The organism is Streptomyces sp. NPDC007905, assembly GCF_042959345.1.
Classification (GTDB): domain Bacteria; phylum Actinomycetota; class Actinomycetes; order Streptomycetales; family Streptomycetaceae; genus Streptomyces.
Genome location: NZ_JBIBKS010000001.1, coordinates 1 through 15,326 on the forward strand (window position 1 = coordinate 1; position 15,326 = coordinate 15,326).

A 15,326-nucleotide genomic window follows, 5' to 3' on the forward strand; every position below is an offset into this window, starting at 1 on the left:
GCCCGTCGAATACGAAGCCAACTACTACACCGAACTCACGAAACCCCAGGTCACAACCACAGTCTGAGATCTCTACCGAACCCGGGGCGGTTCAGATAGCGGATGGACTGGTTCTGGTGGGTTCTCATCGCCTTTTGGACGGGTGGCTTCGCGTGGGCAGCTGACACCGTGCGCACCGCACTGCGCAATCGGCATGAGCGCAAGGTGCAGTTGCTGGAGGCGGCGAGACAGGAACGTTTGGCCGTCGAAGCAGCGAACAGGTCTCCGGAGCCAGTGTGCGGATGCACGCACCATCTCGCCAAACACGACAAGCAGGGCCAGTGCCACGAGCGCGTCGAGGTGCCAGCGGCCTGGGATGAGAACAAGAAGCCGCTGCGTTACGAGGCTGGTCAGTGCAACTGCCAGCAGTATGTGGGACCGCAGCCTCTGTCACAGGTGTTTGCGGAGGACCTGACAGATCTCGCCTGACCAGGATGGCGAGGCCACTCTCCGTACATGACACTGGGGACAGTTGATCGCCAGTACGATGGGGGATTCCCGGCGGCTCTCTTCGTTCTCTATTACGTCCACGCCGAAGCGGTCCTGTCCGCCCTGCTGGAGGGCCGTCCCGCCGGACTGACCGTCGTCCAGCTCATGGCGGCGACCGAGCGCACCCGCGCGCAGGTCCCCACCGGCCTCGGTCATCTGCGCAAGGTCGCCGCCGCGAAGGGCCTGCCGCCGATCACCTGGGACAGGACCTGGGGATACCGGATGCTGGAGGACGCGCCGGGCGTCTGGATCGGCTACGAGCGGGCGTTCTTCGAGTCCACCCACCACCGGATCGTCAACTTCATCAAAGGCATCCTCCTGGCGCACCGGAAGAAGAGGCCCGACGACCCCTACATCCGCACGGTCAGGGCGCAGATGGGCGCGATCGAGTCGACCCTGCACCTCCTCGCCAACCTGGAGTGACCTGTCCGCAGGAAGGCGACGGGCCGCGATCGCCCCGCAGTTGGCTCCCCGCACAGGTCGCGGCCCGACACCCCGGTCATGTCCCTGGACCTGCCCCGCTACCGCTACCCGTCCGACACCAGTGACCTCGAATGGTTCCTCCTGGAACGGCTGTTGCCGGTTCCCGCCTGCCAGACCGCCAGGGGCGGGGCCATCGCGGGAGCCCGGGGCCGGCTGGAGGAGCAACTGCTGGCTCTGGCGTCGGCGGTGCGGCCACGCTGATCGACATCGAGGGCTCGATGTACTTCGACGTTCCCCCTCCGTCGACCACGGCCACCTTGCCGTACGTAGCGGCGCGATGACGCCGCATCGCATCCAGCGCCTCCCCGAGCCGCTCCATCACCGGGGCAGCCGCGCGTCGATCGCGTACGAGTAGTGCCTCCAGGCTCTCGCCCGGGCAGTCCTCGACGATCGCGAGGTCGGCCGGGCAAGCGGCGCGGTCGCGGTCGACGAAGAAGATCGCCGGGACGCGGACGCCGAGCGCGTCCAGCCGCGCGTGTGCTGCCTCGAACACGTCGAGCCCGAGACCGGGCGAGAATGGGTCGGTGATGTCGTCGTCGCCCGCGGCCGCCGGCCAGTAGTTCTCGGCGTCCCACAGGTAGGCGATCACTGTCGTCTCATCGTCCATCACCAGGCGGTACACGCCCTTTTTACTACCGCCCGCAACCCGCTCAACCGCCTGCAGCCGCCGCCCGCCACCCAGCGCAGCCCTCCCCGCACTCGCCAACTTCTCCCGCGTCATTGCCCCGGGCGCCATGTTCTGAACCGCCTCTCCGCCACGACAACCCGCGCACCCTACGGGACCATTGACGCGGAGGCGATTGCTTTATCCCCCCGTCCCAGGACGTCCCCCCGTCTCAGGACGCCCGACGAGTTTCGACGGACGGCACCCGCTGAAGCAGCCGAGTCGTGTCGGCGGCTCGCGGCGGGGCTGTCCCCAGGTTCCAAGATCGCTTGACCTTGCCCCAGAGGGAAGGACGACAGTGTCTCCATGGACCACATAGCGGGCGGTGTGTGCCGGCCAGGCAGGACGGAGAAGGGGACTTCGCGTGACCGCTACCTGCGTCATTCTCAATATCGGAGGCGTGCTGTAGATCACGCCGGCAACGAGATGGGAGCAACAGCGGGAAGAGCGGCTGGAACTGCCGCTGGGCACCGTGAATGAGCGGATGCACGACGTGTGGCGTGCCGGAAGCATCGGAAGCATCAGCGAACGAGACGTGCACGAGCAGGTGTCAGCACGCTTGGATCTCGACGCGCCCCAGGTAGAAGTGATCCAGGCCGAGGCCGTGCTTGAGTTCCCGGTAGTCGTGCTCGATCCGCCGGCGGATCTTGGCCAGACGGGCCAGTTCGGCCGGCGGGTGTGGGCGGGCAGGCTGGACAGCCAGCAGTCGGTGGGTGCTTCGGCGCCTTCGGGCCATTCGACCAGCAGCGTGACCTCGGGCAGGACACCGTCCCAGCAGCCGTCCTGCGCGGTGGCGGCGACCTGGGCCAGGCGGCGGGCCCGGACCCTGATGGGGATTCGTGAAAATGGCTCTGTCCGCTCTTTCGTGAAGCCCTGAGCCGTGGCTGGACGTGGGGTCTGCCCTACCTCGTGCCCGGGGGCTTGTCGGAGTGCCTGAGGCCAGCCGTGCATGATCCCCTGTTCACACGTGAACCGAGCAAGAGAGGTGGATAGTTGAAGACTCGGATCGGATACGCCGCGTGGGTCGCAGGTGTGGCGCAGTTCTTTGTGGCTCACGTGATCGTCGAGTCGGCCTGGGCCAGACCATACAGTTGGGCACGGAACAACATCAGCGACTTAGGTAACGCTCACTGCGCCATGCAGTCGGAACCCGAACCCCGTTATATCTGCTCCCCCGAACATGGCCTGATGAATGCCTCGTTCATCACTTTGGGAGTGCTCCTCGCCATCGGTGTTTTCTTCACCGGCGCTGCGTGGCGCAGAGGCGCGACCGCGCTCGTGGTCCGGGGGTTGCTGGTCTGCGCCGGCGTGGGATTCGTATTGGCCGGGCTGGCGCCTGCGGACGTCCACGAGAACCAGCATGTCCTGGGTGCGCTGCTCATCATGGTCATGGGCAACATCGGTCTTGGGCTGGCGGGCGTCGGCCTGGCGGACGATGTGCGGGGTCCGCTGCGCTGGGCGACCAGCCTGCTAGGAGTAACAGCGATCATGGCCTTCGGGCTCTTCCTCTTCCACCGCTATCTCGGACTCGGGATGGGCGGCATGGAGCGGGTGGCGGCATTTCCCCTCTTGGCATGGGCATTGGCAGCCGGAGTTCGTGGTCTGTTCCACAAGGCGGCTCGCACGCAGGATGCGCCGCCAAGAAGGCATGGCGCGCAGGCCGCTCGCAGCTGATGCTGCTTCCTACGGTCGGCTCGTTCGCGGTCTGGTGCGGTCATGGTTGAGTGAGGATTCTGGCGCGAAGGAGCGCGAAGGAGGCCCTGCCGTACATGGCACGCTTGAGCGTTTTCACGCGGTTCACGCGTCCTTCGACCACACCGGAGCTCCACCGGAGGGTGAGTCCGGCAGTGACCGCGTCGGGCGCCGATGTCGAAGCCTTCGCAGTCACCGTAGAGCTGTTCGAGAGCTACTTGGAGACAACCTCATGACGACGACCAGCGGAAGGGGCGACCGCCTTCCCGCATCCCTGCGCACCGAGGCACTCGAGCAGTTGCTCACCGAGCGGGGCCTGATCGACCCGAAGGCTATGGACGGGATCATCACCACCTACGAGACCAACGTGGGCCCGCTCAACGGCGCCAAGGTCGTCGCCAATGCGTGGACCGACCCGGGGTATCGACGGCGGCTGCTCGAGGCACGGGCGCCTACACCGGAATCGGCGGCTGCGTGCATACCGTCCCCGTCGGCACAACGGAGAGACACGTAACCTTCCACATCAACCGCTGACCCTGGAAAGAGCCAGGGCTTTATCAGCTCCCGCCCAGAAGCCGTTGAGTGAATCCGGCGGAATGCGCGGGCGGGGGCGAACTTTCAGCGCAGTTTCCGACGGCGTCATGAGCAGGTGGCGCCCAGGATCACAACAGAGCCGTTCTATGGCCGCCACGACACCGACCCCGGCGTCGTCCCAGGACCGTCCTTCATGACGGGACTCGTCTTCCGCCCCTGCCGCCAGTACGCGCGGCTCGAAGTGTCACGACCATCGTCCTCCACCCACCCGGACGTTGCCGAACTGGCCGCCGCATCGCCAACTGAACAGCGCGGGACGCGACCGACGCCGAGGCGCTGCGGTCTTGCGACACGTGATGTCCCCCGCCGGCCGGTCGCCGACGGGGGACATACGGGGCGAGGGAGTCAGGCGTGCCGTCGGGTCCACAGCGGGGTGACGAACGCGATGAGGAGGGCCGCGACTCCCACCTGGAAGATGTGGCGGATCCAGTCGATGCCGCTGGTGTCACTTACGCCAAAGGCGCTGGCGAGCGCATTGCCTGCGATCCCCCCGACGACACCAAGGATGACCGTCAGCCACAACGGGATGGGCTGGCGCCCGGGAATGACCAGCTTGGCCAGCAGACCGATGATGAGTCCCGCGATGATGGCCCACAAGAACGACACGACTTCTCCTCTCAGAGTGCACCAGCGTTTCGATACATCCCCACGTGCCCGGGAGCCGCCGCGCTACGCCTGCTCCGCGCAAGGCCGTTCGAGCAGCAACCGAACCTGCGCGACCGCTGCCGACGGGCAAGTCGCCAACCGATGTCCGCGGCCATGCCCAGGCGCCGGAACGTTGACGTCATGGGGCGTCGCCGACGGTCGGTGGCAGCGGCCCCACCGCCGCCAGTGCTCCCGCTGTACTTGCCGCGAGCGGCCGCTGCCGTCCCGCGAGCCGCAAAACAGGCCGTGGACGCACGGAGCTGACCGAACGGAAGGAGAACAGCGTCGCCAAACGTGGCTTCGTTCCCGAAGGTTTACCGTCCGCCGCATCCTGGCCTCGGTCATGGACGATGCCGAGCGGTGGGCTGCGATCGAGGACGCCCCCTGCGACCCGCGCACCGGTGCGGGGCGGTGGTGGCGATGATCGCGCCGTCGGGACGGTCCGGAGTGGGCTGGGCCGCGTACTGGCTGTGCGCCGTGGCCCAGGTCTCCTGGCGCGCGACGGCCAGGGCTGCAGCCAGATCCAGATCGAGGACGGCGATGGCTGGCATCGAGGCCGGATGCTGGGCGGTGTCGGGCCGGGCACGGTCGGCGTACACCCGGCTGGCGCGCACTCGGCCGGAGACGATGCCGCAGAAGATGCGGGCCGGGTCTGTGGCGAACAACCCCATAGGGTCAGCGTGCGGCATCGGCTCGTCCTCCGCCGTAAGGATCCTCTTCACATCCCCTTCGTCATGGCCGGGGCCACTCCGCGCGGCGGGGCTCCGCCCCGGGGGGTGCCGCGATCGCGTGGCCTGCCAGCGCGGTGCGCCGGCGACGGGCAACCTCCGCGAGATCATGAACGCGATCCTGTACGTGGACCGCACCGGGGTGCAGAGCCGTAGCAGGTCTCACAGGGCGGGAAGCCATGCGGCTGGTAACGCCACTGTTCCGTATCCGACTGATCTGTCCGACGCCCGCCGCGAGTGACCCGGGCACGCTTCGGACACAACCCCGGGGGAACTCGTCCTGGCATGATCCAGAGCATTGTGCGCGGTGGCGCGGCGGGCGCCGCCGGAACAACCGTCCTCAACGCTGTGACGTACGCCGACATGGCACTGCGGGGCAGACCATCCAGCGAGGTCCCCGCCCAGGTCGTTGACAAGATCACCCAGGACGTGGGGCGTCCGGTTCCCGGGTCGGGAGACACCCGCGACAACCGGCTCTCCGGCCTGGGCGCACTGTCCGGCATCGCCGTCGGCTGCGGTACCGGTGCGGCCGTCTCCCTGCTGCGCCGCGCCGGCGTCCGCATGCCCTGGTGGCTCGGCGGTGTGGTCACCGGCGCCCTGGCTATGGCGGCAACCGACTTGCCCATCGCGCGGCTGGGAGTGAGCGATCCGACGACCTGGTCGGTGAAGGACTGGGTGTCGGACGCGGTGCCACACCTGATGTACGGGCTGGTGACCTACGGGATCGTGGCGGCCTCCGACTGATCGGCGAGCCGGGCGCCAGCTGCGCGCGATAGCGCGCCGGTGAACCAGGCCGGCCGGGGAGGCACGCCTGGCCAAGACGGCCGGGACCGAGGATGCACGCCGCCCAAGACGGCCGGTGACGCCTTCGACCACGCACTCGCCTCGGACACCGCCCACCTGGCCGATCCTCGACGCCGTGAGACACGACGCCGCCTCCGTCGGCCTGACCGCGTATATGGCCGTCGCCGGCTGCCGCAGCCCGCAGGCCCCACGAGATCGGCGCCGCCATCGAACGAGACCTGCTCGAGCAGTTCGCCCGCGGGGCCGACCACGGTGACCACGGTGGTCGGTGTGGGATCGTTCGGCCGGGGGCACGCGGAAGCTATGGCGTCCGCCGAGGTGCGGACTCGCGCCCGGGGGTGTGGGAGGGCACATGGACGTGCTGGCCCGGCTGGACCGATATCAGCGGCGGCACCGGTGGGTGGGTATGCCGCTCGCGGTCGTGTACAAGTTCTTCGACGACCAGGCCACGTACCTCGCCGCACTGCTGGCGTACTACGGCTTCGTCTCCCTCTTCCCGCTGCTGCTGTTCCTGGTGGCGATCCTCAGTTCCGCCCTGCACGGCAACCCGCAGCTGCAGCACTCGGTGCTCCATTCGGCGCTGAGCGAGTTTCCGGTGATCGGTAACCAGCTCGGCGACAACATCCACTCGTTCCACGGCAGCGGTGCCGCCGTTGCCGTGGGTCTCGCGGGCAGTGTGTACGGCGCCCTCGGGGTCGCGCAGGCAGTCCAGCACGCTCTGAACAAGATTTTCGCAGTGCCGCGGCATGCCCGTCCCGACCCGCTGCGCTCGCGGGCCAAGGGTCTGTGCTTCCTGCTCCTTCTCGCGGCCGGTCTGTGTCTGACGACGGCACTGTCCACCGCCGAATCCGCTCTCACGATCTTCGGAACTCGCCTGGCCGTCGGCTTCCGTATCGTCAGCGGCGTCGCGGGAATCGTCCTCAATGCCGCTCTTCTCCTGCTGAGTTACCGACTCATGACCCCCCGCAGACTGCCGCTGCGCGTGACGTACGGGCCGGCCCTGGGGGCCGCATGCGCCTGGCAGGTACTGCAGTGGGGCGGCTCCTACTACATCGGGCACGTGCTGCGGGGTGCCACAGCCACCTACGGGATGTTCGGCATCGTGCTCGGTCTGCTCGCCTGGATCTACCTCGCCGCCATCGTGTACCTCGCGACGGCGGAGATCATCGCCGTGCGCCGGCTGCGGCTATGGCCTCGCAGCCTGCCGGCGCCCTTCACCGACCATGTCCACCTCGCCACGGGCGACCTGCGCGCCTACCGCTCCTACGCGGCTACAGAGTCTTTCAAGGGCTTCGAGAAGATCTCCGTCCGCTTCGGAGAGCCTCCGCCGCCGGCCGTGGGCGACAAGGGACCCCCCTGACCGGTCCGCCTCCCCTGACCCGCCTCCCTCGAAGACGCCCCCGCCCAGGGCGGTGATCGGGACGGCAGGTCCACGAGAACCTTGATGCCATCCCCGCCCGTGTGCAGGCCATCAGAGAACCAAATGCAGGCGCCTTTGCACCGCCCGCCCGGCGTGACGCCCCTTTCCGAGGGGACCTCCTTCGTCTGGCCGAGGGACTCGGGTCCGATCACCAGATGGTCCCGGCCCGGTGGCGATGATCACCTTCATGCCGTCTCCTCCTTCACGCCCGGATCGATGCCCCACCACGCCTGGCGCGTCTGTCCGGGCTCCAGGGTGAGCAGCCCGTCACCGGAGTTGAACGCGTCCGGCGCGCACGTCATCGGCTCCACACCGAGACCGGTACGCCGCCGGTCCGCTTCGGGGAGTGTGTCGCCGGTGAAAATCTCCATATAGGGGTAGACGTCATCGACCCACAACGTGACGGCCGGTCCCTCACCGTGAACGAACCGGACGCGCGCCCGGCCATCGGCGTCACGCCGCAGCCGCGTATAAGCCACATCAATGTGGCGGTCACCAAGCTGCTGCTGTTCCCGCAGGTCGTAGCGCGTGCCGTCGACCGGGCGCGGACCCGTGGGAATGCCGACGTCGTCCACCGGCAGGTACACGGCACCGGGGACCCGACGATGCGCCGCGTCGATCGTCGGCGTGCCCACTGTCAGCTAGGGGTGTGCACCGGTGGCGTACGGGCAATCCGTCACGCTCCGGTTGGTCACCGTCGTGCCCACGGTGAGACCGTCCGCGGCCAGGATGTACTCCAGACGGCAGTCCAGCACCCAGTCCCATCCCGGGCAGGCGCGGAGCACATATCCGAACGACGCGGAGTCCACCGTGCCCTCCAGGTATCTCCACGGCGCCTATCGGGTCAGGTCATGGATGGCACCCAGCTTCTCCGGTTCGCTGAGGTCGAGTTGGTAACCCTTGCCCGCCCAGGTGTAGCGGCCCCCGCGGATCCTGTTGGGCCAGGGGATCATGGTGTGGCCGCGAGCGCCCGTGCACATCTCGTCCGGTCCATACCCGTCGAGGATCCCGCGTCCGCCCACGGTGTACGACCGCAGGCCCGCGCCGACCTCCGTGATCTGGACCAACTGCTCGCCATGACGAATCTCGTACTGGTTGCCCGACGGAGCGGCCATCCTCGCTCTCCGTATCGCCTGGCTGTCGTCTGGTGCGCCGCCCGACCGTTCCGGCGAGGCGACGCCGGCCGCTGGCCCCGGGCCGATCCTGGCTGGCTTCGGTGCCCCCGCAGTGGGCGCCGGCAAACAGGGCTGCCTGCTTCTTCATTCTCCGCTGCCTCCGCGCGGCAAGCTCGCCGTGACGGCGGCCGGACCGGGCCGCCGACGCGGCGCTCCTTCCATTGGATCCCCTCGGAACGCCGGAAACCCGTTGCCGTGGTTCCCTGCAGTCATGGAACATCCAGCCGCCGGGGACACAAGCGTCCGGTCGGAGCCTCGCCGGGAGCCATCGGGACAGCCGTGGCCCAGCAGGGCCTGCGCAGCGTCCTCAGCTACTGCAACTCTCCGCAGATGAACGCACCGGAGGCGTACATCAGATTCACCCCGCGGGTATTCGGGAAGGACGGCGAGGTCATCGACAGCAGCACGGAGGCATTCCTCCGGAACTTCATGGAGGAGTATCGGGACCACATCGTCAGAGTCCTCACGGTGCTGCCGCCCCGAACCTGACCACCTTCATCACCTCAGCGCCACAGGAGAACGGACATGACAGGCCCCCTCGCTGTCCTCTTCGACATCGACGAGACCTTGGTGCACACCGGAGGCGCGGGAAGGCGCAGTTGGGCCCGGGCCTTCGACCAGTTGCACGGCATTCCCGCCGACATCGGCCAGCACACGTCGGCGGGCGAAACCGACCCGCAGGTCGGACAGGAGACATTCCGCGCGGTGCTGGGACGCGACCCCGGTCACGACGAAATGATGCAGCTCTACAGCGCCTATCTGTGGCACCTGTCCGAGGAAATCTGGTCATCCGAGACCTATCGCGTCCTGAATGGCGCCGAGGAGACGCTACGCCGGATCGGACGGACAGGCGCCATCCTGGGCGTGGTGTCGGGCGCCATGGAAGGCGCGGCAAGACTCAAAATGGAACCCGGCAAGCTGGGCCGCTACTTCGTCTTCGGCGCCTACGGATCGGACTCCCCCGACCGGGACGAAGTGACACGCCTGGCCGTCGCGAAGGCCGCACGACTTCATGGACGCGCCCTCACCAGAATCGAGGTGTATGTCGTCGGGGACACCCCACGCGACATCGAGGCCGCGCACGCGGCGGACGCCACCGCCATCGCAGTCGCCAGCGGCCATTACACCGCACAGCAACTGCGCGCCGCCAAGGCCGACCACGTGCTGGAGTCACTGACAGAGCCGTTCCCCGGCCTGTGACCCGGGACATCAGGCTCCCCCCGACCGTGCCTCTTGGTCAGCCCGCGCATCGTGCCATGTGGATCACGAACAGCGGATACCAGGGCCCTGAGTTGCTCATCCCGCGGCAGCACAAGGCGAGCTTCCGGCCCGAGACGAACAGCACAACCGGTGTGCGGCCCGAAGCCCGGACTCAGCCGTCTCAGCCGGACTCATCTGAGGCGATGCAGCAGGGGCTTGCCCCGATGGGCACGATCGCGGCCGGGATCACGGGAAGGGTCCGGGGGTTCGGTCGGGCAGGGGCCCGGTGTGGTGACGGAAGCCGTCACGCCTGACGTGGGCGTCGTACAAGCGCTCGGCCAGGACGTCGGGACTGCTGTGCTCGGCGTCGGGGCGGACGGCTCCGGGGATGATCAGCTGAGCGGCGCAGATGTTCTCCGGGACGAGCGAGTCGTGGAGCATACGGGCGTATGCGCTCTCGGCGGCGAAGCCCGGATACCGTCGTGGGCCGGCTCGGCCGTGAGGTCGTCCAGGTGCTCGGAACTGCAGAAGAGGGCCACGGCGTGGCCGGCGGCTCCGAGACGGCGGGCGGTGGCCGGCCCGAGGCCGGCGCCGGCGCCCACGAGGGCGAAGGTGGTCACGATCGGTCCTTGGGGGGCTCGGGGCGTCGTGCCCGGGCGGGGCCGCACACGGGTGGTGCGCGGCCCGGTGGTGCGCTTCGCGGTCAGGAGGTCAGGGATTCAGGAGGGCCTTGATGGCGCGGCGTTCGTCCATCGCCTTGTAGCCCTCGGCGACCTGCTCCAGGGGCAGGGTGAGGTCGAAGACCTTGCCGGGGTTGATCCGGCCGGTCAGGACGCGGTCGATCAGGTCGGGCAGGTAGGCGCGCACGGGCGCGGGGCCGCCGCGCAGGCCGACGTGGGAGAAGAACAGCTCCTGGCCGTCGATGGCCACGTCGTGCGGGACGCCGACGAAGCCGACGTTGCCGCCGGGCCGTGCCGAGCGCAGGGCCTGCTGCATGGCCTCAGGGGTGCCGACGCACTCCAGCACCGAGTCGGCGCCGATGCCGTGCGTCAGCTCCTTGACGCGGGCGATGCCCTCCTCGCCGCGTTCGGTGACGATGTCGGTGGCGCCGAATTCGGTGGCCAGCTTCTGGCGGGACGCGTGGCGACTCATCGCGATGATCCGCTCGGCGCCCAGTTCCTTCGCCGCGATGACACCGCACAGGCCGACCGCGCCGTCCCCCACCACGACGGCGGTCGAACCGGGCCTGACCTCAGCGGCGACGGCCGCGTACCAGCCGGTGCCCATCACGTCGGACACCGCGAGCAGGCTGGGCACGAGCTCGCCGGCCGGGTGCTCGTCCGTGGCGACGAGGGTGCCGTGAGCGTTGGGAATGCGGACGTAGTCGGCCTGGCAGGTGGTCATGAACTCCCGGTGCAGGCAGGAGGACTGGTAGCCGTTGAGGCAGTTCGGGCAGGTGTTGTCCGAGGTGGCGAAGGAGCCGACCACGAACTGGCCCGGCCGCACCGAGGTGACCTCGCTGCCGACCTCCTCCACGACGCCGACGTATTCGTGGCCGATCGGGTGGGGTTCGTCGACGGGCTCCAGGCCGCGGTAGGGCCACAGGTCCGAGCCGCACACACAGGTGGCGACCGTACGGATCACGGCATCGGTCGGCTGGAGGATCTGCGGGTCTTCGCGGTCCTCGAAGCGCACGTCGCCGGGGGCGTAGATGACTGCTCCGCGCATGGTGGTGCTTCCTTCAGTGCGAGGGTTCGGGTGCCGCAGCCGGATGGCGTGAAACGGCTGCTCGATATCGAGCGTCACACGGGAGGGAAGGCGCGGAAAGCGGAGAAAGGCATCCTGGGAGGGGAACATCCTGGGAGTGAACCCTCCCCCCTTCCCCGGGCGGGATCGGTGCCATGCCGGGAAGCATGACCAGCAGCGTCCCCCTCAATGAGCTGGGAGAATTCCTCAAGAAGCGCCGTGCCGAGCTGAGCCCGCGCACGGTCGGGCTGCCCGCGACCGGTCGTTCCCGCCGCGTCGCCGGGCTGCGCCGCGAGGAGGTCACCCAGCTCGCGTCGATCAGCACCGACTACTGCACCCGCCTCGAACAGGGCCGCATGCGGGCATCCGCGCCGGTGCTGGATGTCCTGGCGCGAGTACTCCATCTGGACGACGACGAGCGCGGCCACCTCTTCCAGCTTGCGGGCAAGCCGACCGCCCGCGCCCGGCGCCGCGGCCGGCAGAAGGTGCAGCCGCGGCTGCAGCGCGTGCTGGACGACCTGACCTCCGCCCCGGCCATCGTGCAGGGCCGGCGCGGGGACATTCTGGCCTGGAATTCGCTGGCCGCCACCCTGGTCATCGATTTCTCCCGTCTTCCGGAGAAGCACCGCAATTATCCCCGGATCCAGGTTCACCGAGCCCACGATGCGCACCCTGTACGCCGACTGTGAGGTCTCTGCGCGGATCTCCGTGGCGCAGCTGCGGATGGAAGCCGCCAAATACCCGGAAGATCCCCGTCTGTTGAGCTGGTCGGTGAACTGTCCCTGTGCGACGAGCAGTTCGCCCAGTGGTGGGGCGACCACCGCGTCGCCGGGCGCACGGTGGGCACGAAGACCCTCCACCACCCGGTCGTCGGCGAACTCGTGCTGGACTGGGACACCCTCACCCGCCAACACCGACCCCGACCAGCACCTCACCGTCTGGACCGCCGCCCCGGGCTCCCCCACCCACGAACGACTGCGCATCCTCGCCTCCTGGGCCGCTGACCAGGACCTTTCGGCCTCCCCTTCCGTCAGCTGACCGCCGGCGACCGTGGCCGCCCGGATCACCCCGCCCTGGAGGTGCAGTGCGACGGCTGCCGAGGTCAGGGCTGACTCCCAGGACTGCCGGTCACGCACCTTCAGATGGCCGAGCGTCCGCCCGCCTGAGTTCGGAGGGGGCAGCCCGTATGGACCACCAGCACCAAAAGGCAACGGAGCGTCAGCCACCGCGCCAAATCCCTGGCCCTACTGGGAGTGGCGCCGACCGGAGCATCACGCGCGCGGGGTCCGGTCACCCGGCAGCGGCGAGGCGGCGCCGCAGCTCCTCCTGCGAGATGTCTTCCACGTGGGTCAGAAATACCCACATGTGACCCGAAGGATCCTTGAGGATGACGGTGCGGTCACCGTGGAACATGTCCTTCGGCGGCTGGAGGATCTCAGCGCCGGCGGCTTCCGCGCGCTTCGCCAAGGTGTCGACGTCCGGCACGAAGACATGCAGTGTGACGGACGTACCACCGCCGAGCGAGGTCGGCGCGGCGAAGGAGCCGGCCTCCGCCTCGCCCACGCTGGCGTCGCCCAGCATCAGGGCCGACCGTCCGATGGTGATCTCGGCGTGCAGAATACCGCCGCCCGGAGCGTCGATCCTGAAGTCCTCACGGGCGCCGAACGCCCGCTGGTAGAAATCGATCGCGGCGGCGGCGTCGTCGACCATGATGTGCGGGATCACGGCATAGCGGTAGCGGTCGGGGATCTCGATGTGGGCTGTGGTCTCGGTCATGGCACATCTCCTTGAAAGCAAACCGCCGGCCGGTTCCCGCGGCTTTGAAGGGAACCTAGAAGCTCAAGTTTGGTTGAGGTCAAGCGTCGAGGTGGCCCTGCTGGTGCCGGCTGCCTGCAGGTCACCTGCAGCCGCTGCCCTGGCAATGGGACGGCACAACTCGCCCACTCGAGTGCTCATCCGCCAGCAGAAGCGCTGACTCACATCGGGCATGACGATCATGGTTTACGGCTGCAGTACGTGTGATGCGGTGTGGCGTTCAGGTGTCGTGTCAGCCATCCGCCGGTGAGGCGGTCAGTCGTGGTAGGCGGCGGTGGCGATCTGGACGAACGAGCGGAGCAAGGGATTCGTGTCGCCCTCGTTCCACGCCACCACCACACGACTCGGCGGCATGTCGATCAGCGGCACGACGGTGAGTCCCTCTGCCGGCTCGTGGTCGAGGAGAGTCATGCCGACGGTGCCGTTCCAGAGAACGGCTTGCTGACATTCCTGTACGGCGCGCACGACCGGACCCTCGCGGGGTTCCCCGCCGTTCCAGTACGCCTGCCAGCCGGGGTCGGTGCCTTCCGGGAACCGGAACCAGCGGCGGTCGGCCAGGTCGGCCAGCTTCAGATGCGTGCGGCGGGCCAGCGGATCGTCGGCGCGCAGCAGCGCTCCCACCGGGTCGGTGCGCAGCTCTTGCACGGTCAGGCCGGTCTCGTCGAACGGCCCGCGGGTCAGGGCGACGTCGACCAGTTGGGCGTGCAGCCCGCAGGTGGGATCGGTCAGGTCGGCATCACGGATGCGGACGTCGACGTCGGGATGCCGCCGACGGTAGGCACCGGCCAGTCGTCGTACGCCAGGGTCGGTGCTGTCCCCCAGAATGCCGACGGTGATGGTCGCGGCGCCGGCCACCGCGGCGACGCGTACGCGTACCCGGTCGGCGTGGTCAAGCAGGGAGCGAGCCTCATCCAGCAGTACCGCCCCCACCGGGGTGAGCGTGACACGGGCGGACGATCGGTCGAACAGCGTGGCGCCGACCTCGGTCTCCAGCTGTTTGATCGCCCGGCTCAGCGGCGGCTGACTCATGTGCAGCCGGGCGGCGGCCCGGCCGAAGTGGAGTTCCTCGGCGACAGCTACGAAATAGTGCAGCGTGCGTAGCTCCATGCTGCAACGATACCCGTACGGTATCGATCTCGCGGAACGGGTCTTGGACAGTCGCGGCAGCCCGCCGGTGGAATCGACGCATGCCCGACGAACCGCAGACCAGTGAACCGATTGCCGAGCCCGCCGTATCGGTGGTGGGTCCGGGCGACGGTGAGACGATCTTCCTGGGCACCACACGGATGCGCGTCCTCGAGGACGGCAGCAACACCGGACACCGCCTCGGGCTCGCCGAGTCCGTCCTCGCGCCGCACACGCCCGGACCGCCGCAGCACCGCCACGCCCGGCACGACGAGGGTTTCTACGTCATCTCCGGCACGGTGCGGTTCACCGTCGGGGACGACCACTGCGACGCGACGCCGGGCACGCTCGTGATGGTACCGCCCGGAGCCCCGCACACGTTCGCCAACATCACCGACCAACCGGCCGTCATGCTCAGCACGTTCACACCGGACCTGTACGTGCAGTACTTCCGGGACCTGCAGGACTTGATGGCCGGCGGCCAGGCACTGACCCCGCAGGCGAACATCCGGACGATGAGCCGTTACGCCACCGAGCCCGCCACCGACTTCGGCCGGAAGTCCGGAAAGTAGCGCCGCCTGCCCGGCTGCCCCTACCGGAGCCGCACGACCGAGGCGGCTCCTGCCTCTCAGCGTCCGGGGCCCTCACACGCTCGTGTACGCCTTTTGCTGATGCCGCTGGTGACGATGTGTCACCTATACCTTGCA

Annotated in this window: 19 protein-coding genes and 3 pseudogenes; 11 read left to right on the forward strand and 11 right to left on the reverse strand. The window is 68.5% G+C overall.

Translation table 11 applies throughout. The annotated features are described in order from the left end of the window. The first annotated feature begins 102 nt into the window (after positions 1-102). On the forward strand, positions 103-468 hold the full coding sequence (locus ACFZDC_RS00005) for a hypothetical protein (RefSeq protein WP_391319077.1): 366 nt from the start codon (positions 103-105) through the stop codon (positions 466-468). A gap of 27 nt (positions 469-495) precedes the next feature. Beyond that, positions 496-951 (forward strand): hypothetical protein, encoded by a 456-nt coding sequence (locus ACFZDC_RS00010; RefSeq protein WP_391319078.1) that lies wholly within the window; start codon positions 496-498, stop codon positions 949-951. Between the two features lie 283 nt (positions 952-1,234). Here ACFZDC_RS00010 and ACFZDC_RS00015 read toward each other — a convergent pair. Together ACFZDC_RS00015 and ACFZDC_RS00020 are read right to left on the reverse strand one after the other, a co-directional pair. Beyond that, a pseudogene (locus ACFZDC_RS00015) lies at positions 1,235-1,732 on the reverse strand (aminoglycoside phosphotransferase family protein); the annotation flags it as partial. A 526-nt stretch (positions 1,733-2,258) separates the two neighbouring features. Beyond that, a pseudogene (locus tag ACFZDC_RS00020) lies at positions 2,259-2,612 on the reverse strand (IS701 family transposase); the annotation flags it as partial. 56 nt (positions 2,613-2,668) lie between these two features. On the opposite strand from ACFZDC_RS00020, the gene ACFZDC_RS00025 reads away from it, so the two are divergent. Together ACFZDC_RS00025 and ACFZDC_RS00030 are read left to right on the forward strand one after the other, a co-directional pair. Continuing rightward, entirely contained in the window at positions 2,669-3,349 is a 681-nt protein-coding gene (locus ACFZDC_RS00025; RefSeq protein WP_391319079.1) for a DUF998 domain-containing protein, read from the forward strand. Between the two features lie 250 nt (positions 3,350-3,599). Then, the gene (locus ACFZDC_RS00030; RefSeq protein WP_391319080.1) at positions 3,600-3,881 is read left to right on the forward strand and encodes a nitrile hydratase subunit alpha; all 282 of its coding nucleotides are present in this window, start codon (positions 3,600-3,602) and stop codon (positions 3,879-3,881) included. 425 nt (positions 3,882-4,306) lie between these two features. On the opposite strand, the gene ACFZDC_RS00035 is transcribed toward ACFZDC_RS00030, so the two are convergent. Next, positions 4,307-4,567 carry a GlsB/YeaQ/YmgE family stress response membrane protein gene (locus ACFZDC_RS00035; RefSeq protein ID WP_391319081.1) on the reverse strand — a complete coding sequence of 87 codons (261 nt, stop codon included), beginning with the start codon at positions 4,565-4,567 and terminating at the stop codon, positions 4,307-4,309. On the opposite strand from ACFZDC_RS00035, the gene ACFZDC_RS00040 reads away from it, so the two are divergent. Continuing rightward, positions 4,548-5,030, forward strand: a complete 483-nt coding sequence (locus tag ACFZDC_RS00040) for a DUF6192 family protein (protein WP_391319690.1) — start codon at positions 4,548-4,550, stop codon at positions 5,028-5,030. The genes ACFZDC_RS00035 and ACFZDC_RS00040 overlap by 20 nt on opposite strands. Here the strand turns inward: ACFZDC_RS00040 and ACFZDC_RS00045 are convergent. Continuing rightward, positions 4,948-5,277 (reverse strand): hypothetical protein, encoded by a 330-nt coding sequence (locus ACFZDC_RS00045; protein WP_391319082.1) that lies wholly within the window; start codon positions 5,275-5,277, stop codon positions 4,948-4,950. The two genes, ACFZDC_RS00040 and ACFZDC_RS00045, sit on opposite strands and share 83 nt — an antisense overlap. A gap of 342 nt (positions 5,278-5,619) precedes the next feature. On the opposite strand from ACFZDC_RS00045, the gene ACFZDC_RS00050 reads away from it, so the two are divergent. Then, positions 5,620-6,078, forward strand: a complete 459-nt coding sequence (locus tag ACFZDC_RS00050; RefSeq protein ID WP_391319083.1) for a hypothetical protein — start codon at positions 5,620-5,622, stop codon at positions 6,076-6,078. 412 nt (positions 6,079-6,490) lie between these two features. Next, positions 6,491-7,498 carry a YhjD/YihY/BrkB family envelope integrity protein gene (locus ACFZDC_RS00055; protein ID WP_391319084.1) on the forward strand — a complete coding sequence of 336 codons (1,008 nt, stop codon included), beginning with the start codon at positions 6,491-6,493 and terminating at the stop codon, positions 7,496-7,498. Positions 7,499-7,743: 245 nt separating this feature from the next. Here the strand turns inward: ACFZDC_RS00055 and ACFZDC_RS00060 are convergent, their stop codons facing one another. The 3 genes from ACFZDC_RS00060 to ACFZDC_RS00070 are packed head-to-tail and all read right to left on the reverse strand — an operon-like array spanning position 7,744 to position 8,673. After that, positions 7,744-8,193, reverse strand: coding sequence for a hypothetical protein (locus tag ACFZDC_RS00060; RefSeq protein ID WP_391319085.1), 450 nt, complete (start codon positions 8,191-8,193; stop codon positions 7,744-7,746). Positions 8,194-8,199: 6 nt separating this feature from the next. Then, complete coding sequence (locus ACFZDC_RS00065; RefSeq protein WP_391319086.1) at positions 8,200-8,367, reverse strand: hypothetical protein; 168 nt, start codon at positions 8,365-8,367, stop codon at positions 8,200-8,202. A 27-nt stretch (positions 8,368-8,394) separates the two neighbouring features. After that, positions 8,395-8,673 (reverse strand): hypothetical protein, encoded by a 279-nt coding sequence (locus ACFZDC_RS00070; RefSeq protein ID WP_391319087.1) that lies wholly within the window; start codon positions 8,671-8,673, stop codon positions 8,395-8,397. Between the two features lie 339 nt (positions 8,674-9,012). On the opposite strand from ACFZDC_RS00070, the gene ACFZDC_RS00075 reads away from it, so the two are divergent. Together ACFZDC_RS00075 and ACFZDC_RS00080 are read left to right on the forward strand one after the other, a co-directional pair. After that, positions 9,013-9,222 carry a hypothetical protein gene (locus ACFZDC_RS00075; RefSeq protein ID WP_391319088.1) on the forward strand — a complete coding sequence of 70 codons (210 nt, stop codon included), beginning with the start codon at positions 9,013-9,015 and terminating at the stop codon, positions 9,220-9,222. 36 nt (positions 9,223-9,258) lie between these two features. Then, on the forward strand, positions 9,259-9,933 hold the full coding sequence (locus ACFZDC_RS00080) for an HAD family hydrolase (protein WP_391319089.1): 675 nt from the start codon (positions 9,259-9,261) through the stop codon (positions 9,931-9,933). A 246-nt stretch (positions 9,934-10,179) separates the two neighbouring features. On the opposite strand, the gene ACFZDC_RS00085 is transcribed toward ACFZDC_RS00080, so the two are convergent. Next, on the reverse strand, positions 10,180-10,374 hold the full coding sequence (locus tag ACFZDC_RS00085) for a hypothetical protein (protein ID WP_391319090.1): 195 nt from the start codon (positions 10,372-10,374) through the stop codon (positions 10,180-10,182). A 270-nt stretch (positions 10,375-10,644) separates the two neighbouring features. After that, the gene (locus ACFZDC_RS00090) at positions 10,645-11,661 is read right to left on the reverse strand and encodes a zinc-binding dehydrogenase (RefSeq protein WP_391319091.1); all 1,017 of its coding nucleotides are present in this window, start codon (positions 11,659-11,661) and stop codon (positions 10,645-10,647) included. A gap of 173 nt (positions 11,662-11,834) precedes the next feature. On the opposite strand from ACFZDC_RS00090, the pseudogene ACFZDC_RS00095 reads away from it, so the two are divergent. Next, a pseudogene (locus ACFZDC_RS00095) lies at positions 11,835-12,717 on the forward strand (helix-turn-helix transcriptional regulator). A gap of 252 nt (positions 12,718-12,969) precedes the next feature. Here the strand turns inward: ACFZDC_RS00095 and ACFZDC_RS00100 are convergent. Both ACFZDC_RS00100 and ACFZDC_RS00105 read right to left on the reverse strand, forming a co-directional pair. After that, positions 12,970-13,455 carry a VOC family protein gene (locus ACFZDC_RS00100; protein WP_391319092.1) on the reverse strand — a complete coding sequence of 162 codons (486 nt, stop codon included), beginning with the start codon at positions 13,453-13,455 and terminating at the stop codon, positions 12,970-12,972. A 294-nt stretch (positions 13,456-13,749) separates the two neighbouring features. Further along, on the reverse strand, positions 13,750-14,601 hold the full coding sequence (locus tag ACFZDC_RS00105) for a LysR substrate-binding domain-containing protein (protein ID WP_391319093.1): 852 nt from the start codon (positions 14,599-14,601) through the stop codon (positions 13,750-13,752). Positions 14,602-14,681: 80 nt separating this feature from the next. On the opposite strand from ACFZDC_RS00105, the gene ACFZDC_RS00110 reads away from it, so the two are divergent. Continuing rightward, positions 14,682-15,191 (forward strand): cupin domain-containing protein, encoded by a 510-nt coding sequence (locus ACFZDC_RS00110; RefSeq protein WP_391319094.1) that lies wholly within the window; start codon positions 14,682-14,684, stop codon positions 15,189-15,191. Positions 15,192-15,326 lie beyond the last annotated feature (135 nt).